At 64.1% G+C, this 20,287-nt stretch carries 21 protein-coding genes, 1 tRNA gene and 1 pseudogene; 15 read left to right on the top strand and 8 right to left on the bottom strand.

The annotated features are described in order from the left end of the window. Positions 1–131 precede the first annotated feature (131 nt). Positions 132–2,246, top strand: a complete 2,115-nt coding sequence (locus JQ592_RS07390) for a sodium-translocating pyrophosphatase (RefSeq protein ID WP_211402208.1) — start codon at positions 132–134, stop codon at positions 2,244–2,246. A gap of 150 nt (positions 2,247–2,396) precedes the next feature. Here JQ592_RS07390 and JQ592_RS07385 read toward each other — a convergent pair whose 3' ends face one another. Together JQ592_RS07385 and JQ592_RS07380 are read right to left on the bottom strand one after the other, a co-directional pair. Beyond that, on the bottom strand, positions 2,397–3,410 hold the full coding sequence (locus tag JQ592_RS07385) for a Bug family tripartite tricarboxylate transporter substrate binding protein (protein WP_349630448.1): 1,014 nt from the start codon (positions 3,408–3,410) through the stop codon (positions 2,397–2,399). 222 nt (positions 3,411–3,632) lie between these two features. Further along, positions 3,633–4,118: an outer membrane protein assembly factor BamE gene (locus tag JQ592_RS07380; protein ID WP_211402207.1), complete on the bottom strand. Its 486-nt coding sequence runs from the start codon at positions 4,116–4,118 to the stop codon at positions 3,633–3,635. 98 nt (positions 4,119–4,216) lie between these two features. On the opposite strand from JQ592_RS07380, the gene JQ592_RS07375 reads away from it, so the two are divergent. From JQ592_RS07375 to JQ592_RS07340, 8 genes are all read left to right on the top strand, one after another. Then, complete coding sequence (locus JQ592_RS07375; protein WP_211402206.1) at positions 4,217–4,780, top strand: ubiquinol-cytochrome C chaperone family protein; 564 nt, start codon at positions 4,217–4,219, stop codon at positions 4,778–4,780. After that, positions 4,777–5,346 (top strand): YceD family protein, encoded by a 570-nt coding sequence (locus tag JQ592_RS07370; RefSeq protein ID WP_211402205.1) that lies wholly within the window; start codon positions 4,777–4,779, stop codon positions 5,344–5,346. Before JQ592_RS07375 ends, JQ592_RS07370 begins: the two co-directional genes overlap by 4 nt. A gap of 298 nt (positions 5,347–5,644) precedes the next feature. Continuing rightward, a complete protein-coding gene (plsX, locus tag JQ592_RS07365; protein WP_211402204.1) occupies positions 5,645–6,706 on the top strand; it encodes a phosphate acyltransferase PlsX in 1,062 nt (353 codons plus the stop codon). Beyond that, complete coding sequence (locus JQ592_RS07360) at positions 6,703–7,683, top strand: beta-ketoacyl-ACP synthase III (RefSeq protein WP_211402203.1); 981 nt, start codon at positions 6,703–6,705, stop codon at positions 7,681–7,683. Before plsX ends, JQ592_RS07360 begins: the two co-directional genes overlap by 4 nt. A gap of 134 nt (positions 7,684–7,817) precedes the next feature. Next, positions 7,818–8,159 carry an integration host factor subunit alpha gene (locus tag JQ592_RS07355; protein ID WP_026311906.1) on the top strand — a complete coding sequence of 114 codons (342 nt, stop codon included), beginning with the start codon at positions 7,818–7,820 and terminating at the stop codon, positions 8,157–8,159. 25 nt (positions 8,160–8,184) lie between these two features. Continuing rightward, positions 8,185–8,763, top strand: a complete 579-nt coding sequence (locus JQ592_RS07350) for a MerR family transcriptional regulator (protein WP_211402202.1) — start codon at positions 8,185–8,187, stop codon at positions 8,761–8,763. 109 nt (positions 8,764–8,872) lie between these two features. Next, positions 8,873–8,950: transfer RNA gene (locus tag JQ592_RS07345), tRNA-Pro, on the top strand. 84 nt (positions 8,951–9,034) lie between these two features. Then, complete coding sequence (locus tag JQ592_RS07340) at positions 9,035–9,991, top strand: outer membrane protein (RefSeq protein WP_349630447.1); 957 nt, start codon at positions 9,035–9,037, stop codon at positions 9,989–9,991. A 160-nt stretch (positions 9,992–10,151) separates the two neighbouring features. Here JQ592_RS07340 and JQ592_RS07335 read toward each other — a convergent pair whose 3' ends face one another. After that, entirely contained in the window at positions 10,152–11,069 is a 918-nt protein-coding gene (locus JQ592_RS07335; RefSeq protein ID WP_246820213.1) for a TetR/AcrR family transcriptional regulator, read from the bottom strand. Between the two features lie 15 nt (positions 11,070–11,084). Here JQ592_RS07335 and JQ592_RS07330 point away from each other — a divergent pair, with 15 nt between their 5' ends. Beyond that, complete coding sequence (locus JQ592_RS07330) at positions 11,085–11,870, top strand: alpha/beta fold hydrolase (protein ID WP_246820211.1); 786 nt, start codon at positions 11,085–11,087, stop codon at positions 11,868–11,870. A 134-nt stretch (positions 11,871–12,004) separates the two neighbouring features. On the opposite strand, the gene JQ592_RS07325 is transcribed toward JQ592_RS07330, so the two are convergent. Then, positions 12,005–12,244: a hypothetical protein gene (locus JQ592_RS07325; RefSeq protein WP_027547402.1), complete on the bottom strand. Its 240-nt coding sequence runs from the start codon at positions 12,242–12,244 to the stop codon at positions 12,005–12,007. A gap of 329 nt (positions 12,245–12,573) precedes the next feature. Between JQ592_RS07325 and JQ592_RS38735 the strand changes: the two are divergent. The 4 genes and pseudogenes from JQ592_RS38735 to JQ592_RS07305 form a co-directional block, all read left to right on the top strand. Beyond that, positions 12,574–12,746, top strand: a pseudogene (locus tag JQ592_RS38735) (dihydrodipicolinate synthase family protein); the annotation flags it as partial. A gap of 203 nt (positions 12,747–12,949) precedes the next feature. Then, the gene (locus JQ592_RS07315) at positions 12,950–13,129 is read left to right on the top strand and encodes a hypothetical protein (protein WP_211402198.1); all 180 of its coding nucleotides are present in this window, start codon (positions 12,950–12,952) and stop codon (positions 13,127–13,129) included. 36 nt (positions 13,130–13,165) lie between these two features. Further along, the gene (locus JQ592_RS07310) at positions 13,166–14,137 is read left to right on the top strand and encodes an SDR family NAD(P)-dependent oxidoreductase (protein ID WP_211402197.1); all 972 of its coding nucleotides are present in this window, start codon (positions 13,166–13,168) and stop codon (positions 14,135–14,137) included. Between the two features lie 274 nt (positions 14,138–14,411). Continuing rightward, the gene (locus JQ592_RS07305; protein ID WP_211402196.1) at positions 14,412–15,524 is read left to right on the top strand and encodes an alpha/beta hydrolase family protein; all 1,113 of its coding nucleotides are present in this window, start codon (positions 14,412–14,414) and stop codon (positions 15,522–15,524) included. A gap of 75 nt (positions 15,525–15,599) precedes the next feature. Here the strand turns inward: JQ592_RS07305 and JQ592_RS07300 are convergent, their stop codons facing one another. Continuing rightward, positions 15,600–16,106, bottom strand: a complete 507-nt coding sequence (locus tag JQ592_RS07300; protein WP_026311904.1) for a MarR family winged helix-turn-helix transcriptional regulator — start codon at positions 16,104–16,106, stop codon at positions 15,600–15,602. Positions 16,107–16,513: 407 nt separating this feature from the next. On the opposite strand from JQ592_RS07300, the gene JQ592_RS07295 reads away from it, so the two are divergent. After that, on the top strand, positions 16,514–18,070 hold the full coding sequence (locus JQ592_RS07295; RefSeq protein WP_211402195.1) for a porin: 1,557 nt from the start codon (positions 16,514–16,516) through the stop codon (positions 18,068–18,070). Between the two features lie 267 nt (positions 18,071–18,337). Here JQ592_RS07295 and JQ592_RS07290 read toward each other — a convergent pair whose 3' ends face one another. The 3 genes from JQ592_RS07290 to JQ592_RS07280 all read right to left on the bottom strand — a co-directional run bounded on the left by JQ592_RS07290 (position 18,338) and on the right by JQ592_RS07280 (position 20,231). Beyond that, positions 18,338–18,817 (bottom strand): GcrA family cell cycle regulator, encoded by a 480-nt coding sequence (locus JQ592_RS07290; protein WP_211402194.1) that lies wholly within the window; start codon positions 18,815–18,817, stop codon positions 18,338–18,340. 74 nt (positions 18,818–18,891) lie between these two features. Beyond that, positions 18,892–19,089, bottom strand: a complete 198-nt coding sequence (locus tag JQ592_RS07285) for a hypothetical protein (protein ID WP_007603456.1) — start codon at positions 19,087–19,089, stop codon at positions 18,892–18,894. Positions 19,090–19,289: 200 nt separating this feature from the next. Further along, on the bottom strand, positions 19,290–20,231 hold the full coding sequence (locus tag JQ592_RS07280) for an acetamidase/formamidase family protein (protein WP_211402193.1): 942 nt from the start codon (positions 20,229–20,231) through the stop codon (positions 19,290–19,292). Between the last annotated feature and the right edge of the window lie 56 nt (positions 20,232–20,287).

Below are 20,287 nucleotides of genomic sequence, written 5' to 3'. Positions count from 1 at the left end.
TGGCAAGCTTGTGACCGACTGGAGCCGCCCCTTCGGGAAAGGGGCGGCTTTGTTCAAAATCAAGGCGCCGTACCGCACGACGGACAACAAAAGGCGCCGGGGGTACATCAAGGATCTGAGGCAAAAATCACATGACAGCATTATGGTTGATAGTGCTCTGCGGAGTGCTTTCCGTCGTCTACGCGATTTGGGCGACGTCTTCGGTGTTGGGCGCGGATGCGGGGTCGCCGCGCATGCAGGAGATCGCAGGTGCGGTGCGTGAAGGCGCACAAGCCTATCTCCGGCGCCAGTACACCACGATCGGTATCGTCGGCATCGTCATCTTCGTGCTGCTTGCCTATTTCCTCGGCCTCTATGTCGCGATCGGTTTTGCCATCGGCGCCGTCCTGTCCGGCGCCGCGGGCTTCATCGGCATGAACGTCTCGGTTCGCGCCAATGTGCGTACGGCACAGGCCGCGACGACGTCGCTCGCCGGCGGCCTCGAGCTCGCCTTCAAGGCGGGCGCCATCACGGGCCTGCTGGTGGCGGGTCTCGCGCTGCTGGGTGTGACCCTCTATTTCGGCTTCCTGGTCCACTCACTGAAGCTCGCGCCCGACAGCCGCACCGTGGTCGACGCCATGGTGGCACTCGGCTTCGGCGCCTCGCTGATCTCGATCTTCGCCCGTCTCGGCGGCGGCATCTTCACCAAGGGTGCGGACGTCGGCGGCGACCTCGTCGGCAAGGTCGAGGCCGGCATCCCCGAGGACGATCCGCGCAACCCCGCGACCATCGCCGACAATGTCGGCGACAATGTCGGCGACTGCGCCGGCATGGCCGCCGACCTGTTTGAGACCTACGCGGTGACCGCGGTCGCCACCATGGTGCTCGCGGCGATCTTCTTCGCCAAGACGCCGATCCTCGCCAACATGATGACGCTGCCGCTCGCTATCGGCGGCATCTGCATCATCACCTCGATCATCGGCACCTTCTTCGTCAAGCTCGGGCCGAGCCAGTCGATCATGGGTGCGCTCTACAAGGGCCTGATCGCGACCGGCATCCTGTCGCTGATCGGTATTGCCCTGGTGATCTACTACCTGATCGGCTTCGGCAAGCTCGACGGCGTCGACTACACCGGCATGGCGCTCTTCGAATGCGGCGTTGTCGGGCTCGTCGTCACCGCGCTGATCATCTGGATCACTGAATACTACACCGGGACCGACTATCGTCCGGTGAAGTCGATTGCGCAGGCCTCGGTGACCGGTCACGGAACCAACGTGATCCAGGGCCTTGCCGTCTCGATGGAGGCGACCGCGCTGCCTGCGCTCGTCATCATCGCCGGCATCCTCGTCACCTACAGCCTGGCCGGCCTGTTCGGTATCGCGATCGCGACCGCCACCATGCTGGCGCTCGCCGGCATGGTCGTCGCGCTCGATGCCTTCGGCCCCGTCACCGACAACGCCGGCGGCATTGCCGAGATGGCGGGCCTGCCGAAAGAGGTGCGCAAGTCGACCGACGCGCTCGACGCGGTCGGCAACACCACCAAGGCGGTGACCAAGGGCTACGCGATCGGCTCCGCCGGTCTCGGTGCCCTCGTGCTGTTCGCCGCCTACAACGAAGACCTCAAGTTCTTCGTCGCGAACAAGACCCCGTACTTCGCCGGCGTCAATCCCGACTTCTCGCTGAACAATCCTTACGTCGTCGTCGGCCTGCTGTTCGGCGGCCTACTGCCGTATCTGTTCGGCGCGATGGGCATGACGGCCGTGGGCCGTGCGGCCGGCGCGATCGTCGAGGAGGTGCGACGCCAGTTCCGCGAAAAGCCGGGCATCATGCAGGGCACCGACAAGCCGGACTACGGCAAGGCCGTGGACCTGCTCACCAAGGCGGCGATCAAGGAGATGATCATCCCCTCGCTGCTTCCGGTGCTGTCGCCGATCGTCGTCTACTTCCTGATCTATGCGATCGCGGGCGGCGGCGCGGCCGGCAAGTCGGCGGCGTTCTCCGCCGTCGGCGCGATGCTGCTCGGCGTCATCGTGACCGGCCTGTTCGTCGCGATTTCGATGACCTCGGGCGGCGGCGCCTGGGACAACGCCAAGAAGTACATCGAAGACGGCCATTTCGGCGGCAAGGGCAGTGACGCCCACAAGTCCGCCGTCACCGGTGACACCGTTGGCGATCCCTACAAGGACACGGCGGGCCCCGCGGTGAACCCGATGATCAAGATCACCAACATCGTGGCCCTGCTGCTGCTGGCGATCCTGGCGCACTGAGACGCGATGATGAGACAAGACAAAACCCCGCGGCGCGAGCCGCGGGGTTTTTGATTCGCGTTGTCATTCCGGGTTGGTCCGAAGGACCAGACCCGGAATCTCGAGATTCCGGGTTCGATGCTGCGCATCGCCCCGGAATGACGCTGCGCGCTACTGCACGTCCATCTGCAGCCCTTCCTTCTGGATGATGCCGGCGAACTTCTTCGTCTCGGCGTCCACGAAGTCGGCGAACTGCTGCGGGGTGCCGTAATCGGCGCGGGCGCCCATGGCGGCGATCTGCTTCTTGATGTCGTCGCGCTCCAGCATCGCCTTCACCTGGAGATTGAGCGCATCGAGGATGGGGGCAGGCACGCCCTTCGGCAGGAAAACCGCGAACCACGACGAGACATCGAAGTTCGCCAGCTCCGGCGCGCTCTCGCGCATGGTCGGCAGATTGGGCGCGAGGTCGCTGCGTTCGGGCGTGGTGACGCAGAGGCCGGTGAGGGTGCCGTTCTGCACCTGCGGCAGGCTTGGATAGAGATTGTCGAACAGAATCTGGATGTCGCCGGCGAGCGCGGCCTGGAGCGCGGGCCCCGCGCCGCGGAACGGGATGTGCGTCATCTTCAGCCCGGTGAGCTGGAGGAACCAGGCGCCGGTGAGGTGAGGGCTCTGGCCGACGCCGGAGGAGGCGTAGCTGAGCTTGTCCGGATTGGCCTTCAGGTAGGTGATCAGCTCGGCGACCGACTTGATGCCGGTCTTCGGATGGGCCGAGACGATGTTCGGGATCCGGATCATGTTGGAGACCGGCTGGAGCTGGTCCGGCTTGTAGGTCAGGTTCTTGAAGATGCTGTAGGCAATCGCGTTCGGGCCGGGGTTACCGACCAGGATGGTGTGACCATCGGGCTTGGCGCGGACCACCTCGGCGGTGCCGATCGTGCCGCCGCCGCCGGAGCGGTTCTCCACGACGGCCGACTGGCCCCAGGCGGTTTGCAGATGGGCGGCCAGCAGCCGGCCCATGACATCGGTCGAGCCACCGGCCGCAGCCGGGACCACGAGGCGGACGTTCTCGGTGGGCTTCCAGTCCGCAAGACTCGATCGCGGCAGGATCGCTGCGGCCGAAAGGCCGGCAGCGCCGGCAAGCACGCGACGGCGGGACAACAAAGTGTTCTGAAGTTTCTTGGACACGAATCCACTCCCAGCTTCTTGTTTTGCTGGGAGCGTAGGGAACCCGGTGCGCAACGGCAAGTCGCGCACGACGGCATGTGCCGCGCGGATAGCGGCACGACGCCGCAGGCTAGAGCCATTTCCGTTCCGATGAATCGGAACGGGGCTCTAAATTTTTGTTTTGACGCGTTTTCTTGACGCGAACCGGGGTCCACTTCGCTCGAAAACGCTCTGAAGAAGGGCTCAGTTAAAGCTGAGCAGCTTGAAGATCGGCGTGAGGTAGCTCATCTCCTGGCCCGATGTCGGCGTGGTGCGGCTGATGAAGTCGAAGATCTTGCCGTCCTGCAGGCCGTAATTCGCCAGCCGGCGCACGCGCCGGTTCTTGTCGAAATAGATCGCGATCACGCGCTGATCGACCACCCTCTGGTTCATGAAGGCGACCATGCGCTCCGAGCGCTGCGAGATGTAGTAGAACACCTCACCGTCGAGCGTCGCGACGGTGGAGGGCGTGCCCATGACGATCAGGACCTGGTCCTGGCTCGCGCCGATCGGGATCTGCTCCAGCGCGCCGGGCGGCAGGATGTAGCCCTTCTGGAATTGCTCGCCGGTGCAGCCCGCAAGCGCCACGCCGACCAAGGCCGCAGCGGCCGTAAGGCGCAGGCCGCGCCAGCGTGCATGAAGGCCGCGCCGCTTGTCCGCGCGCAGGCCGGTCTGGTTCGTTTTCGTCATAGCGGAACTGATTCCGTCCCCTTGCGTCGCGCGAGGCGCTGAAGTACCGGGCGGAGGCTCTGAATGCAACACGCGCGCGCCCGCTTGCGGAAACCACAATGCTTTGGCCGTTCAATCACTTCAGGAAACCCCGGCTAGCCCCGCCGGGCACCATTGAAGCCATCTATGGCATGATCGTGACGCAGGCGCGAGAACCCATATTTTACCGCGACTTGGGCGTGCCTGATACGGTTAACGGGCGTTTCGACCTGTTGCTGCTGCATCTGTGGCTGCTCTTGCGCCGCCTGCGCACGGTTCAGGGAGGCGCTAGAGGCGCCACGGAGCTGTCGCAGGCGCTGTTCGACCGCTTCTGCGAGGACATGGATGACAATCTGCGCGAGATGGGCGTGGGCGACCAGACCGTGCCGAAGCGGATGCGGGCCTTCGGCGAGGCCTTCTACGGCCGCGTCCAGGCGTATGACCAGGCCATGGACGGCGGGGGCGAGGCGCTGGCGGCGGCGATCTGCAAGAATATCTTGAATGGCGCCGGCATGGACCACGCTCGGCAGCTCGCGGCCTATGCGAGGGCGACCGAGGTCGATCTCGGCCGGACCAGCGAGGCCGCACTGCTTGGTGCGTCCTTCAGTTTTCCCCCGGCGTTCAGGGAGGGTGTCACGCCATGAGCCGACCCAACAGGACATCCTCGCCAGATCCCTGGCGGGCGCCCGTCATCGTTGCGCAGATTCCCGACACCGGCCTGCATCGCGAGCTCGAGGCATCGGCGGCCGAGCGGCAGGCCATGGCGGATGTCGCCGGCGTCCGGGAGATCCTGTCCGCTCACGCCAGCTTCGACGTCGTGCCGAAGAGCGGCAGCCGGGTCCAGGTCACGGGGCATGTCCGCGCCCGGGTCGGCCAGACCTGCGTGGTCACGCTCGATCCGATCGAGAGCGAGATCGACGAGGAGGTGGACCTGACATTCGCCCCCGAGGCCGAGGCGCGGCGCCTGTCCGACCTGATCGAGGAGCGGCAGGACGACGAGGAGCCGCCGGAGGTGGTTGATCCGCCGGAGGCCATTCTCAACGGCGTCATCGACCTCGGCCGGCTCGCCACCGATGCCTTGTTCCTGGCGATCGATCCCTATCCGCGCAAGGAGGGGGCCGTATTCGAGGCGGAGGTCACCGCCCCCGACCCGGAGGACCATCCGTTCGCGGCGCTGAAGGCGCTTCAGGACAACAAAAAGGACCAGTAGCTGCCGATTCCCCGTAAGACCGCTGGCCACGGCGCTCGAGGCGTCTGTGGCGGTGGTTTGAAAGTCTGATTTATCTATTTGATTTCTATGTGTTTCCAGCGAATTCGCCGGTCCGCCGCCGGATCGCCCCGAATGCAAAAGGCTGGGGGCAAGAGGTTGTTTCGGAGTAACAAAACGCTATTGTCGCGCCCCGGTCCGGGTGCGGCGTGGCGCTTGGCCGGCCGCCATGTTCATGGCGAACCCATTTGCGGGCCCCGCTCGTTCAAGACCGCAACCAGACCAGGTTTCCAGGACTTTCATGCCCAGCAAGGTTCGTATCGCGCTTGACGCCATGGGGGGCGACGACGGCGCCGCCGTGGTCATTCCAGGCGCCGCCATCTCGCTTGGCAGGCATCGCGACACCGAGTTCCTGCTGGTCGGGGACCGGGCCAAGATCGAGCCCGAGCTCGAGAAGCATCCCCAGCTCAAGGCCGCCTCGAAGATCGTCCATACCGATGTCGCCGTCAGCATGCACGACAAGCCGAGCCAGGCGCTGCGGCGCGGCCGCAAGACCTCCTCGATGTGGCTGGCCATCGACGCGGTGAAGAAGGGCGAGGCGGATGTTGCAGTCTCCGCCGGCAATACCGGCGCGCTGATGGCGATGTCGCGCTTTCATCTGCGCACGCTGCCGGGCATCGACCGCCCGGCGATCACGGGGATATGGCCGACCAGGCGCGGCGAGTCCGTCGTGCTCGACCTCGGCGCCACCATCGGCGGCGACGCGCACCATCTGGTGGCGCTCGCGCTCATGGGCGCGGCGATGGCGAGCGTGCTGTTCGACAAGAAACGCCCCACGGTCGGGCTCCTCAATATCGGAACCGAGGAGATCAAGGGGCACGAGGAGATCCGTGAGGCCGGGGAAATCCTGCGTGCCAGAAATCTGCCGGAACTCGACTATATCGGCTTCGTCGAGGGCGACGGCATCGGCAAGGGGCTGGCCGACGTCGTCGTGACCGAAGGTTTCAGCGGCAATATTGCCCTGAAGGCCGCCGAGGGAACCGCCCGGCAGATGGCCGAATTACTCCGTAACGAGATGCAGCGGAGCTGGCCGTCCAAGCTCGGCTATCTGTTTGCGCGCAGCGCCTTCCAGGCCCTGCGGGACAAGATGGACCCCAACAAGTCCAATGGCGGCGTGTTCCTGGGGCTCAACGGACTGGTGGTTAAAAGCCATGGCGGAACCAGCGCCGAAGGCTTTGCCTATGCGATCGATGTTGGCTATGAGATGGCTCACTACGATCTCCTGAACAAGATCAATCAGATGCTCAACCGCGAAGGTGGTGCACTCAGTTCCGTGCAGGCCGCGCAGGAGGCTGTTTCGTGACTCAAATTCGTTCGGTCGTGCTCGGCTGCGGCTCCTACCTGCCGGAGCAGGTGGTGACCAACGCCCAATTGGCGGCGCGTATCGACACCTCCGACGAGTGGATCGTCCAGCGCACCGGCATTCGCGAGCGGCACATTGCGGCCGAGGGCGAGTTCACCTCGCACCTCGCGATCAAGGCGGCACAGGCGGCGCTCACCGATGCCGGCGTGGACGCGCAGTCGATCGAGCTGATCGTGCTGGCGACCTCGACGCCGGACAACACCTTCCCCGCAACGGCGGTCGCCGTGCAGCACGGCCTTGGTATCAACCACGGCGCGGCCTTCGATCTTCAGGCGGTGTGCTCGGGCTTCGTGTTCGCGCTCGCGACCGCCGACAATTTCCTGCGCACCGGCGCCTACAAGCGGGCGCTGGTGATCGGCGCCGAGACCTTCTCGCGCATCCTCGACTGGAACGACCGCGGCACCTGCGTGCTGTTCGGCGACGGTGCCGGCGCGGTGGTGCTGGAGGCGCAGGAGCAGCCGGGCAATGCCGCGACCGACCGCGGCATCGTCACCACTCACTTGCGCTCCGACGGCCGCCACAAGGCAAAACTGTTCGTCGACGGCGGACCATCCTCGACCCAGACCGTCGGGCATCTGCGCATGGAGGGCCGCGAGGTCTTCAAGCATGCGGTCGGCATGATCACCGACGTGATCGTCGACGCCTTTGAGGCGACCGGGCTCAATGCCGACAGCATCAACTGGTTCGTGCCGCACCAGGCCAACAAGCGAATCATCGACGCGTCCGCGCACAAGCTGCATATCGCGCCGGAGAAGGTGGTGCTGACGGTGGACCGTCACGGCAACACCTCGGCCGCCTCGATCCCGCTGGCGCTGGCGGTGGCGCGCAAGGACGGCCGCATCAAGAAGGGCGACCTGGTCCTCTTGGAAGCGATGGGCGGCGGTTTCACCTGGGGCTCGGCGCTGGTGCGCTGGTAGCGCCACAGTCGATAAAATTTTGCCGGAATCAGCCGCGATTATCGATGCGTCTGCATTGATGAGCGCTGTTGACCGCCGTATCGTAACCTCATAATTTCAGACAACAATTGTTCGCCGTGATGTGGGGCAGGGCGATGACCGATCAAAGTAAAACCGTAACGCGTGTCGATCTCTGCGAAGCTGTCTACCAGAAGGTGGGCCTGTCGCGGACGGAGTCGTCCGCGTTCGTGGAACTCGTGCTGAAGGAGATCACCGATTGCCTGGAGAAGGGCGAGACGGTGAAGCTGTCCTCGTTCGGTTCCTTCATGGTGCGCAAGAAGGGCCAGCGTATCGGCCGCAATCCGAAGACCGGCACCGAGGTGCCGATCTCGCCGCGCCGCGTCATGGTGTTCAAGCCGTCGGCGATCCTGAAGCAGCGGATCAATGCCCAGCACCGCACCAACGGCGACGGCAGCAAGGTTCAACCCGAGGCGTAACCGCCCAACGGATAAGGATTGGCATTTGGACAAGGCGCCGGATGCGTTCCGAACCATCAGCGAAGTAGCGCAGGAACTCGACATTCCGCAGCACGTGCTGCGGTTCTGGGAGACCCGCTTCTCCCAGATCAAGCCGATGAAGCGCAGCGGCGGCCGCCGCTATTACCGCCCCGATGACGTCGACCTGCTCAAGGGCATCCGCCGGCTGCTCTACGGGGAGGGCTACACCATCCGCGGGGTGCAGCGGATTCTCAAGGAGCACGGCGTCAAATCGGTGCAGGGCCTCGCCGACGGCGCGGCCGCGGTCTCGTTCGGGGCGATCGAGGACGCCATCGGCGCGAGCCTGATCGAGCCCGACGACGAGGGGCCCATCAAGGGCATCGCTGACGCCGACGATGACGACTACCAGGGGAATGAGGAGGAAGGCATCGACTTCCGCTTCACCGAGGTCGACGACGAGGAGATTCTCACCACCTTCCGCAAGGGCGGCACGGCCGCCGCGCCCGCCGGCCCCAGCGCGCTGGACCGGGAGCGCCTCGGGCGGGCCCTTGCCGACCTCGTCGCCTGCCGGGAGATGCTGGATCAGGCGCTGAAGGACGGGTAGGGCGGTCCGCCCGGCTTTGTGGCCAGTTTCGGGAGAGATGGGCGCGGGATACCAAAATGGTGTCGCTCGCCTTGCGCAAAGCGGCGATCCTAGCTAATGGAACGACGTTCGGAGCGTGGCGCAGCCCGGTTAGCGCACTAGTCTGGGAGACTAGGGGTCGGAGGTTCAAATCCTCTCGCTCCGACCAAATTCCTCAAGAATCAAATTCCTTTCCGGGCCGTCGGTTTACCGCGGGCCGGCCGTTTGCGGTTGATTTTGCAACGTCCCGCAAGTGTTGCCCTCGCGTCACAGCGTGCAGCGTCAACATGATTTAAGAATTTCGGGCACTTTGGAATCGCGGAGGGGGCGTCCCGTGAGAAGAGTACTGGCTGCTGTAGCAGTCTTGGCGAGTGTCGCGTCGGGGGCGGAAGCTGCTGATCAAAGCCCTGCACTTTTCACGAAAGTGCGCCCGGCTGACTCCAGTCCACGCTGGACGGGATTTTACGCTGGCGGCAACGTTGGCGGCGCATGGGCAGACCGGTCCGTGAATTTCACGAGTGACGCGGCCTCCGCTTTCATCTTCAATCCTGGAGTTCCGATTGCGCCTGCGTTTGCGGGGCAGGTTGCTCCCAGCCCTCACGATTTTTCGATGAGTGGTGTAACGGGAGGGCTGCAAGCGGGCTACAATTGGCAACTCGATAGCAAATGGCTGGTCGGCGTAGAAGGTGACTTGAGCGCATCCAGCTTGCGCGGCGGCGGTCGTGAAACAACGCCGATTCTACCCCCAGCTTTCGCACAGACCATCTCGGCTGAGCAAAAGATTGACTGGTGGGGGAGCATTCGTGGGCGTCTGGGGGCGCTGGTCACGCCTAGCGTTCTTTTGTATGGGACCGGCGGCTTTGCTTTTGGTCGAGTAGCGACATTTGACGACTACATCGTGAACGGACCGGGTGGCGCTTTCAGTGTCTCCGTCGCCGGCACTTCATTCAGCTGTACGATCGGATTGATTTGCTTCACGGGGACCGATTCCCGCATTCAGGCTGGCTGGACGGTCGGTGGAGGCGGCGAATGGCGCTTTGCGCCTCGTTGGAGCTTCAAGGCCGAATATCTCTACGTTGACCTCGGCAAATCGTCGGTGGCAGTCAACGCACTCGCAACGAGCATCGGTCCGAACCTGTCCAGATACACCGCAAATTTCGGCCGGGCGGATTTCCATGTCGCCCGAGTCGGCGTGAACTATCATTTTTGACGTTTGGAGCAGATCGTGCCCTCGGAATGATAGGGACCTCCGGCAATCGGTCGCGCAAGCCTCGCCGGAATGTTTTCCAGTCATAGCGGGAGCCAGGCCTTGCTGAAAAGGTGGGGCTAGAGTGCAGGCGCGCCCACATCGTTCTATCTGTAAGGGCTACCTACCTCAAATACCCCACCACCATCCGCGTCGTCTCGTCCACCAGCGTCTTCACCATCTTCTCCGTCAGCATCTCGGCGTGGTTCAGCACGGTGTTGTGCGCGACGGATTCGATCGCGCTGACGCAGATGAACGTCGCCAGCCCCGGATCGATCTTGCGCATCTCCTTGCGGCGGCTTTCGAGATAGGTGCGCACCAAGGTGTGGACCTCGCGGTTGAAGGCTTCGACGTCCTTGAGCTGGCCGGTGCGGGGGATCTGCTCGGCGAGCACCCGATGTAGTTTCGGGTTGATGCGGTGGGCTTCGATCGCGACGGTGACGAGTTTTCGCACGGCCTTGTCGATCGGCATGTCGGCGACCTCCGTCAGTGCTGTGCGGACGATGCCCATGATCTCCTCGTTGTGACGCTCGATCACGGCGGCGACGAGGGCCTCCTTGCTCGGGAAGTATTGGTAGAGCGAGCCGACGCTGACGCCGGCCACTTCGGCGATGCGGTTGGTGCTGGCTTTCTCGAAGCCTTCCTTGACCAGAATGCGAGCAGTTGCCTCGACCAGCGCGTCGACGGTGGCGCGGGATCGCTCCTGCGAGGCATTTTTCCGGGGTTTTGTGTGCGATTTGCGGGCCACGGCCTTGTGATCTGAATGCGAGTAGGAAAAGCGAGCGAATGCTCGCATTATATCGGCAAGTGGCGGCGGGTCGGCAAGCCTCTTGTCGCCGTTTCGAAAGAGCCAGATGGGGATGTGGCCATGAGCGTTGCCAGACTTGTGTCGGCATTTCAGTTCTGCCCGGGCGGTTGCGTGTTCGGTCCACCGGCCCGGCGCGATCCAGCGCCAAGCCTGCAAAGCCGCGCCTTCAACCTGCTGCTGCGCCTTCTTCCATTCAAGAAGCAGCTTGCATCGGCCGAGGCCGTGCAGGCGCATGTGCAGAAGCTCGCGTTGGAGCCTGTAACGTTCGAGCCGACCGGGCTCGGCCGCGGCGTCGAGGCAACGCTGACGAAGATGGGCGGCTGGCCGGTCTACTACACCACGCCGTCGTCGGGACATGAGGGCTGCAACTACGTCATGTTCCTGCATGGCGGCGGCTTCATCAACGAGATCGTGCCGGCGCATTGGCGCTTCGTCGGACAGATGACGCGCAAGGCGCGTGTGTGCTGCGTCGTGCCGATCTATCCGCTGGCGCCGCGCGCGACCGCGAAGGATGTCGTGCCGGCGACAGCTGAGTTGCTACGCATGCTGCTGGAAGACGCAGGACCGGCCAAAGTCACGGTGGTCGGCAATTCGGCCGGCGCGGGGCTCGCGCTCGCGGCCTGCCAGTGGCTGCGCGATCGCGGTCATCGGCAGCCGAGCCGGCTGGTGCTGATCTCGCCCGCTGCCGATGCGTCGGTCAGCCGTCCGGAGCAGGTTGCGATCGCTGCGCGCGATCCGATGCAGGACATTCCGGGGATCCTCGAGGCGGGGCGGCTCTATGCCGGCGAGCTCGATGTCGGCCATCCCTTTGTCAGTCCGCTCAACGGCGCCTTCCGCGCGCTGGCGCCGATGACGATCTTCGCAGGCACGCGCGATCTGCTCTATCCTGACAGCGTCGATCTCGCGGAGCGGGCGAGGGCGGTGGGCGTGCCGGTCGAGCTGCATCTGTTGCGTGACCAGCCGCACAATTATGCGCTGATGCCGACGCCGGAGGGACGGCGGGCACGTGCGATCATCTTGCGTGAGGTGGCTTAAGGGTGTGACGTGATCATCGTCACAGAGCGCGCTGCCGCGAACGGTCTGGCGCTGGCAGTGCCCGCGTGGAGGGACAAGGCGGCCCCCGGGGCGTTTCCTCTTGTAGTCTTGCTATCCGTAGTCTTGCGGGGCCTTCAGGCGTGACCCTTGATCTCGTAGTGACCCGGCACGCATTTGTAGCGCTCGAGGCGCCAGTTGGCGTGATAGATCGGATGCTCGCCCATCCACTTCGCCAGCGGTGCCTGTGCACCGATCGCACACTGCATCATCGACATTTCGGGCGTCATATTGCTGTCGGTCACGATTTCCTCGACGCAAGCGCCCGAGGCAGATGCACCTAGCCGGCAGAGCACGGCAACGACGGTCACGAACATTCCAGTCACCTCATCGGTAGTTTCAGACCACGAAGAGGATGCAAGCGGAGTGCCAGAGCCTGTGACACAAACAACACGCTGGCCTGGACGACTCGACCCGGCGTCCACCTTTCATTTGGCGATTCGGATTGTAAAAAATTGCCATTAACCCGAAGCCGGACAAATACGGGGAACCCGCGGCAAAACACCCTGGAATGATCGATTGTCAGGGCAGCGCCGCGTATGAGCCACTTCACAAGGCCCGCACGGCCGACACGATTCGTGAAGTTGCGGGCACTCGTCAAACGAGCGGGGCTGCCGCAGCACCACAGGAAACGCGAGGGCGGACCATGAAGGTGCGACGGACCGGCGTGATCCCGCCGATGACGACGCCGTTCCGGAACGACGGCTAGCGACGGGGGAGGCGGTGGAGGGACGTATTCCCGTGATCGCCGGCATCATCGTCGACGCCACGCGCGACGCGATCCGTCGCGGTATGCGCGTGCGCGACTGGAGTGTCGCCGTCCACAAGCTCGGGACCTGCGGCGCCGCAGGCCTCCTGTCGCGCGATCTCGTGGGGTGAAGGGTCGCGACCATTCATGCGCGCCAATGCAGGCGTTTCACACCGCGCAGCAAGGCCGCAACCCGCGAGGCATTCGAGGCTCACGGCATGCTGAGCGGCGCGCGCATCGCGGCGGCCGAATAGTCCGCGGGCCGAAATAACCGATGTCGAACGGCCGCGCCGATCCGCTTTTACCTGCGGATGCGGCGCTGCTACATTTCGCGCGCGTCAGCGCAGCGCTAAAAGCGCGATGCGATTGGATAAATCGTCATCGCGCTTTAGGTTATTGTTTGAGCATGATCTCTTCGGAAAACCGCTTCACACTTTTCCGGATCATGCTCTGAAGAAACATACCGACAAGGGGAGGGGCCGAAAGTCCCATGAAGGATTTTGCTGGAAAGATCGCGGTCATCACCGGCGGCGGCACGGGAATGGGGCGCGAGCTCGCGCGGCAGCTCGTTGCCGAGGGCTGCAATGTCGCGATGTGCGACGTGTCGGAGGCCGCAATGGCCGAGACCAGGCGGCTGTGCGAAGTCGAGAAGCTGCCGCAGGGCCTGCGCGTCACGACGCATGTCGCCGATGTCGCGATCGAGGATCATCTCAAGCGCTTCCGCGACGAGCTCGCCGAGCAGCAGAAGACCGACAGGATCCATCTCTTGTTCAACAATGCCGGCATCGGTGGCGGCGGCAGCCTGTTCACCAACACGCGCGAGCAATGGGAGCGCACCTTCAACATCTGCTGGGGCGGGGTCTATCTCGGCGTGCGCACCTTCCTGCCGATGCTGGTCGCGGCCGACGAGGCCCACATCGTCAACACCGCCAGCGTCAACGGCTTCTGGGCCTCGATCGGCATGAACCAGGCGCACACCGCCTACAGCTCGGCCAAGTTCGCGGTGAAGGGATTTACCGAAGCGCTGATCAACGACCTGCGCCTGCATGCCCCGCACGTCAAATGCTCGGTGGTGATGCCCGGCCATATCGGCACCTCGATCGTCTCCAATTCGCGCAAGGTGCAGAGCGCGGACGGCTCGGAGCGGCTCAACGCCGACGAGGTCGCGCTGACCCGCAAGCGCATGGTCGCCGCCGGCGTGCCGGATGCCGACAGGATGTCGGACGAGGACATCCAGGCGGCGTTCGCCGAGCGCGCCCGCAGCTTCCTGGAGGACGCGCCGACGACGGCCGCGCAGGCCGCGAAGATCATCCTCGACGGCGTCAAGGCGGAGCGCTGGCGCATCCTCGTGGGCGAGGACGCCAAGCGCCTCGACGAGCGCGTCCGCGCCACGCCGGAGCAGGCCTACGATCGCGCCTTCTACGAAAGTTTTACCCAGGAGGTCGGCTGGCGGCTCGGTTGAGTCTGCGTCGCCGTGGCTGCCGGCGGCGCGCGCATATGGGTATGATGATCGTCATGGCAAGAGGTGCGCAGTCAATTTGACGTGCCACCTCCTGCCATTGCTCGCAGCCTTATGACGAATTGGAATGTCACGCATGCGGGCGCGGTCCATCGTTCAAGCATCGTTCAAGCGATGGTGATCTCAAACACCTGTAATGGCGCGCACGGCAGCTTGGTTGGCGAACCAAAATAGTTTAGTCAATCAGGGGTAACGCGATGACAGAGCGTAGCTCCCGATGATGCCCGCATGCCTCTCCGACGACTGGACCCTTTGCCCGGAGAGAGAGGACATCTCCGCTGAATTCACGCGGCTCCTCACCGCGGCCCAGGAGGGCGGCGCCACGATCGCGGAATGCCTGATGATCGCGCGGCAGCTCAAGCGGGGCGACGAGCAATCCTGGCATCGCGAGTGGAAGAAGCTGGCGCGGACCAACCGCCACCGTGCCGAGGCCGCGTTCGCGGAAGGCCACATGGCGACCGCGCAGCGCAACTGGCTGCGGGCCCTCAACTACTACGGTGCGGCGGCGATGCCGCTCGATCCGGCCGACGAGCGCCGCTGGGTCGCGGTGCTGGCGATGCAGGAATGCGCCCGCCGCTATCTCACGGCGCGCGCGCCGGCCGGCGAGGTCGTGACGATTCCCTGGGTCGAGGATCATGCGTTGCAGGGCTACTTCCTGCCCGCGCCGTCTGCACGAGGGCGGACGCCGACCGTGATCTGCATCGGTGAGCCCGGACACCGCAAGGAGGAATTCCTGTTCAAGCTCGCGCCGCATGCGCGCGAGCGCGGATTGTCGATGCTGGCGCTGGACCTGCTCGGCGACCAGCGCGACGACTACACCGATACGCTTCTGCAGCGCCGCGACCTCGAGAGCGCGATTGCGAGCGTCATGGATTATCTGGAAACGCGCGGCGATGTCGATTTCGGCCGCGTCGCCATCGTCGCGGACGGGTGGGGCTCCTCCTTCGTGGCGCGCGCGGTGTTGCAGGAGCCGCGGCTGGCTGCGGCGGTCTGCGACGGCGGCCTGTGGGATCTGCACGAACGATCCTTCTTCGCCAGCCGATTCGCGATGAGCGACCTCAGCATCGTCCCGGTGCCGCACGCGCCGCTGATGGCCTCCAGCGCCGATTGTCCGGTGCTGATCACGCTCGGCGAGGATGGCTGGCTCAAGGCCGACCGGGCGCGTCAGATCGTCCAGAAATCCCGGCTCGGCAGCTCCGACATCGCGCTGAAGGTGTTCACCGCAGCGGAGACCGGCGCCGCGCAGGCCCATGCCGACAATCCGAGCCTTGCCAACGAATACATCTTCGACTGGCTGGAGACCCGGCTCGGCACCGGGCGGGGGATTTGAGCGCGGCCTCGCGTGCTTGGGTTTATTTGAGCATGATCTTTTCGGAAAACCGCTGCGCACTTTTCCGGATCATGCTCAGAAATCGAGCGAGATCCTGACGCAGGCCTTTTCCAACCGGGTCTTCAGCGTCGCCAGCTTGGTGGTGAATTCCGTCAGCTCGTTCTCGTCGAACTCCTGGAAGACGAATTCGCGAATCGTCTTGTACTGCTCGTTGAGGCTCGCAATGTGCTTCTGGGTCTTGTCGACCAGGGACAGCCGCACGACCCGGGCGTCGGTCGGCGAGGGCCGCCGGCGCAGCAGGCCTTTCTTCTCCAGCAGCTTGGACTGGGTGGTGACGAAGGAGGGATCGACGTGGAGCAGCTTGGAGACCACGTTGACCGGCACGCCGTCGTCCTTGTCGAGGTCGGAGATCGCCATCAGGATCAACCATTGCGGGCCGCTGATGCCGAGCGTCCTCGCCCAGAACTGACGCAACTCCTCCAGATACATGTTGATCGAGGATATCTCCCAGGTGAAGCGCCTGATGATATCCAGATTGCCGATGGAGCGCAGGCGCGCTCCTTCTTTCCTCGTCGCGGACACAGCATCACTCCCGTGAAATGATTCTTCAGGCCGGTGTTCGTGCGGTGGACATAGTCCACGCAAGCCTGCCCCGACGCAAGTGCAGAGCAGGGTAATTTTGTCACTAAAACTACAAAGATGAGCCGGTCAGCATATTCACCCGGCCCGGGTGTTGCGCCCGGGGCACAGGTTTAGTGAAACCACAAAGCTGATCAAATAAACTATTTTGATTAGTGTAATGGCGCAGGCATATTGGCGCATGACGGTGGGGGGTACTCGATCGTCCCGTTGCAGGTGGTTCGCTCACGTCCCTCGCGTCGAAAGCGGGTGTGTCCGAAAGCGCGAAGCGGCCGAGCGGATTTGAAGAGACGGGGATCTGGGGGGCCTCACGGTCCAGTCTCCGTAAAATGACAACTTGGAGGTTTTAAATGAAAATGGTGAAGAGCCTTTTGCTCGGCACTGCGGCGGGTCTGATCGCCGTCGGCGGAGCTCAGGCAGCCGATCTTCCGGTCAAGGCCAAGGCGGTCGAATACGTGAAGATCTGCTCGCTCTACGGCGCGGGTTTCTACTACATCCCGGGCAGCGACACCTGCATCAAGCTGGGCGGCTATCTGCGTGCCGAAGTGGCGCTCAATGCCGGCGGCAACTACAGCGCCCAGTACAACGGTGTGTTCGCAGCCAACAACCGGCTGACCAACTACTACTCGATGCGCGCTCGTGAAGATCTCAACATCGACACGCGCACCGCAACCGAATACGGCGTGGTCCGCACCTATTTCGACGCTGTCTTCACCTGGACGACCGGCAACTATGGCGGCACCGGTTCGGCCACGGGCGGGACCCAGTACAGCGGCACGATCGGCCTCAACGCCGCGGGTACCGGCCTTACGGGCTCGAGCGGCGGCAACGTCAACGGCACCGACGGCAACCTCTCGGGCGGCGCGCTTGGCGTCTACTACGCCTTCATCCAGTTCGCCGGCTTCACACTGGGTAAGGCGGTCTCGCAGTTCGACGCGCCCTGGATCAACTATCCCGGCAACAACTTCGACCAGCTGGTCGGCGGCAGCGGCACCACCAACGGTGTCGTTCAGGCCACCTACACGGCCGATTTCGGTCAGGGCGTGACGGCCGCGTTCTCCGTGCAGGACCAGACGCAGGTCTTCACGACCAACATCTGGAACACCGCCGGCATGAGCACCACGGGTGTCCTCGGTGGTGCCTACGGCTCCAACGACATCGGCGGCAGCCGCGCGCCCGATATCGTCGGCATGGTCCGCGTCGATCAGGCCTGGGGCCTGTTCCAGGCGTCGGTGGCCGCGCACGACAACCATGTCGGCTACTACGGCGCGACCGAAGTCACCGGCCATCCCGAAGACAAGTGGGGCTGGGCCGTTCAGCTCGCCTTGCAGATCAAGAACATCCCGACCGGTGCCGGCGACGTGATCAACGTCTCGGGCGTCTACACCGAGGGTGCGAGCCGCTACAACTTCCAGGAGCTGGCAGCGACCAGCTACTCGATGTTCGGCAGCTCGAACGCGGCGTATCAGAGCATCGGCTTTGCCGGCGTGTCTGACGCGGTGTTCGCTCCGGGCGGCGGCCTCGAGCTGACCAAGACCTACGGCTTCCGTGGTGCCTACACCCACAACTGGAGCCCGTTCTGGAACACGGCCGTCTACGGCGCGTGGGCTGCGGTCAACTACAGCGGTACGGCGAAGAGCCTGATCTGCGGCAGCGCCGCGTTCGCCACCCTGACCGGCACCTGCAACCCGGACTTCAACATCGGCCAGGTGGGTGTCATCACCCGCTGGACGCCTGTGAAGAACCTGACCTTCTCGGCTGACTTCACCTACAGCCATCTCGACCAGAAGTATTCGGGCGTGATCACGACCGGAGCGCTGACGGGCGTCGCCAAGCCGGCGGCCACCTACGAGCTGAAGGACCAGGACACCTACAGCCTGCTGCTGCGCGCCCAGCGCAACTGGTAAGGCCGGTCTATCGGACTTGATGAAGCCCCGGCGGGAAACCGCCGGGGCTTTTTCGCAAGAGGGGGATTTCGGAAAATCAGGTGGCCTCTGCCAGGGACGAAGACGAGCTATGCGATACGACCGCCTCAAACTTATTTACTTACCTGAGTTAATCAGCTATATAGCTTTCAGCCGAATACGAAAGTTGCGGCTCTTAGCTTCACGCTAAGCCTCCAGGAACCTCCGGTGATGCCCCGCCGGAGGTTTTTCTTTTTTGGAGAACAGGGGTCAACCGCGCATCATGCGAACGCGCGAGTTCGGCCGGTAGGCGAGGCGGCTGTGGCCTGTGCAATAGGGCTGGCCGTCGGGCGCAGTATTGCCGCAGAAACAGAAGTCCTCCGCGCCCGGCGTCGAGATCGGCCAGCGGCAGCGGTTCTCGGACAATTCCAGCAGCGAGCAGCGATTGGCCTCGTCGATGGGACCGGCGACGACAGGCGCGTCGGTCTCGCCATAGATCGTGGCGAGCATCTCATATTGCAGCCGCGGCACGGCGCGTGTCGCGCGCGCCGGCGGCGCGAGGCTTCGCTCGAGCCTGCGGTCTTCGACCGCGCGGCTGCGCGTCAGATTGAGCCGGGACAGCTTGCCGATGACCGCATTGCGGCTGACGCCGATGTCGGCGGCGATCTCGCGGCAGGAGAGGCCGGCCTCGAAGTGCTGCTTCAGAAGTTCAATTCGTTCGTCGGTCCATGTGGGTGAGAGAACAGGCATTGGTAACGGTCCCAGGTTGCAGATGTCGGCCATCCGCCTTGTCCAGATCCGTCCGCCTCACGTCCTGCGCGCGCTCACGTCCTGCCATTGTCGCGAATCGACAAGAGCCCGTCCTTGATGGCGAGACGGATGCCTTCCTCGATCAAGGTACGTGCGACGCCGGGAACGCTGGTGCCGTGGGTGCCCTGTCTCACCAGTTTCTCCAGATAGGTGATGGTCGAGAGCGCCAAGGTTACGGGAATGCGGTCAGTCTCGGCTTTTTCGGTGGCCATGGCCCGAACGCTAGCCTCTTACTCGGGTACATAAAAGTAACGATTAAGACTCTATTTAGGTTCGGGGGTGGAAGTCAAATGTGGTCACGGGCCGCAGTGCAGCGCATTGGAATCACTTGAGAAATCGGACACGCGCCGGCGCGCCGCGCGAAAACTCGCGCGGCGGCGTGGCGTCTAAAGGTCGGAAGATGCGGGCCGGCTCAGCCGTGCACGATGGCCTTTTCGATCATGCAATGGATGCCCTTGGAGCCGTTGACGGTCTGGGTCACCCGCAGATCGGCCGCCAGGCTGCACAGGGTGTAAGCGTCCTCACGCGACAGGTTTCGCGTCTCACCGAGCAGGGTGATCATGTCGCGCAGCGCGCGCACCACGCAACTGTCGAGGTCGGGATCCATCGCCATGGTCATGTAGTGCGTCGCCGTCTCGGCCCGCGGATAGTTGAAACGCAGGTCCTTGCGCAGCGTCAGGCGGAAGCGGCCCTGCAGCGCGGTCTCGATCGCGGTGACGCAGACCTCGCCGTCGCCCTGCACGCCATGGCCGTCGCCGCAGGAGAACAGCGCGCCGGGGACGAACACCGGCAAATAGAGCGTCGCGCCCGCACCAAGCTCCTTGTTGTCGAGATTGCCGCCCATGGCGCGCGGGACCAGCGAGGAGATGCGGCCCCAGCTAGGTGGCGGCGATACGCCCATCACGCCGAAGAATGGTTTGAGCGGCAGATCGAGGCCCCAGGGCAGACGGCCGACCATCCGCGTCCGGTCCAGCGGGATGTTGAGGATGCGCGTCTCGTGAAAATCGTCGGGCAGGGTGCCGGCCAGCGGCCTGATGAGGTTGTAGCCCCAATCCTGCCGGAGCTGGACGTCAAGAATCTCGATCGCGAGCACGTCGCCGGGTTCGGCGCCCTCGACCGCGACCGGTCCGGTGAGGATGTGGCCGGGCAGCATGCGCTCGCACCTGGCATGAACCTCGAGCAGCTCCGGCGGAATGTGAAACTTGTCGCGGTCGGGCAGCATGTCGGGGCCGCCGCTGATGGTGTCGACCGTCACCTCGTCGCCGCTCTTGATGGTGAGGACGGGCTTGAGCGCGGCCTCGAAGAAGCCCCAATGACAGGTCTCGGGGCTGGAATGCAGGTGATGATGGGTCATTTGCGGCCGTCCAATCGGTTCTTGCTTGTCATGCCCGGGCTTGACCCGGCGAGCGA

It is taken from the genome of Bradyrhizobium iriomotense, from assembly GCF_018129405.1.
Classification (GTDB): Bacteria; Pseudomonadota; Alphaproteobacteria; order Rhizobiales; family Xanthobacteraceae; genus Bradyrhizobium; species Bradyrhizobium iriomotense_B.
Note: the sequence above shows the minus strand (reverse complement) of the source record. Positions and strands in the feature narration are given on the sequence as shown.

What these genes read in the sequence shown, in the direction of transcription:
- JQ592_RS07325 (WP_027547402.1), bottom strand. Translation starts at nt 12,244, where the DNA reads ATGTTCGTGACCGTCGTTGCCGTGCTCTGCCGGCTAGGTGCATCTGCC.
- JQ592_RS07290 (WP_211402194.1), bottom strand. Translation starts at nt 18,817, where the DNA reads ATGCCTGTTCTCTCACCCACATGGACCGACGAACGAATTGAACTTCTG.
- JQ592_RS07310 (WP_211402197.1), top strand. Translation starts at nt 13,166, where the DNA reads ATGAAGGATTTTGCTGGAAAGATCGCGGTCATCACCGGCGGCGGCACG.
- JQ592_RS07380 (WP_211402207.1), bottom strand. Translation starts at nt 4,118, where the DNA reads ATGACGAAAACGAACCAGACCGGCCTGCGCGCGGACAAGCGGCGCGGC.
- JQ592_RS07335 (WP_246820213.1), bottom strand. Translation starts at nt 11,069, where the DNA reads ATGCGCCTGCACGGCCTCGGCCGATGCAAGCTGCTTCTTGAATGGAAG.
- plsX (WP_211402204.1), top strand. Translation starts at nt 5,645, where the DNA reads ATGCCCAGCAAGGTTCGTATCGCGCTTGACGCCATGGGGGGCGACGAC.
- JQ592_RS07390 (WP_211402208.1), top strand. Translation starts at nt 132, where the DNA reads ATGACAGCATTATGGTTGATAGTGCTCTGCGGAGTGCTTTCCGTCGTC.
- JQ592_RS07355 (WP_026311906.1), top strand. Translation starts at nt 7,818, where the DNA reads ATGACCGATCAAAGTAAAACCGTAACGCGTGTCGATCTCTGCGAAGCT.
- JQ592_RS07305 (WP_211402196.1), top strand. Translation starts at nt 14,412, where the DNA reads ATGATGCCCGCATGCCTCTCCGACGACTGGACCCTTTGCCCGGAGAGA.
- JQ592_RS07315 (WP_211402198.1), top strand. Translation starts at nt 12,950, where the DNA reads ATGTCGAACGGCCGCGCCGATCCGCTTTTACCTGCGGATGCGGCGCTG.
- JQ592_RS07375 (WP_211402206.1), top strand. Translation starts at nt 4,217, where the DNA reads ATGCTTTGGCCGTTCAATCACTTCAGGAAACCCCGGCTAGCCCCGCCG.
- JQ592_RS07370 (WP_211402205.1), top strand. Translation starts at nt 4,777, where the DNA reads ATGAGCCGACCCAACAGGACATCCTCGCCAGATCCCTGGCGGGCGCCC.
- JQ592_RS07295 (WP_211402195.1), top strand. Translation starts at nt 16,514, where the DNA reads ATGAAAATGGTGAAGAGCCTTTTGCTCGGCACTGCGGCGGGTCTGATC.
- JQ592_RS07280 (WP_211402193.1), bottom strand. Translation starts at nt 20,231, where the DNA reads ATGACCCATCATCACCTGCATTCCAGCCCCGAGACCTGTCATTGGGGC.
- JQ592_RS07285 (WP_007603456.1), bottom strand. Translation starts at nt 19,089, where the DNA reads ATGGCCACCGAAAAAGCCGAGACTGACCGCATTCCCGTAACCTTGGCG.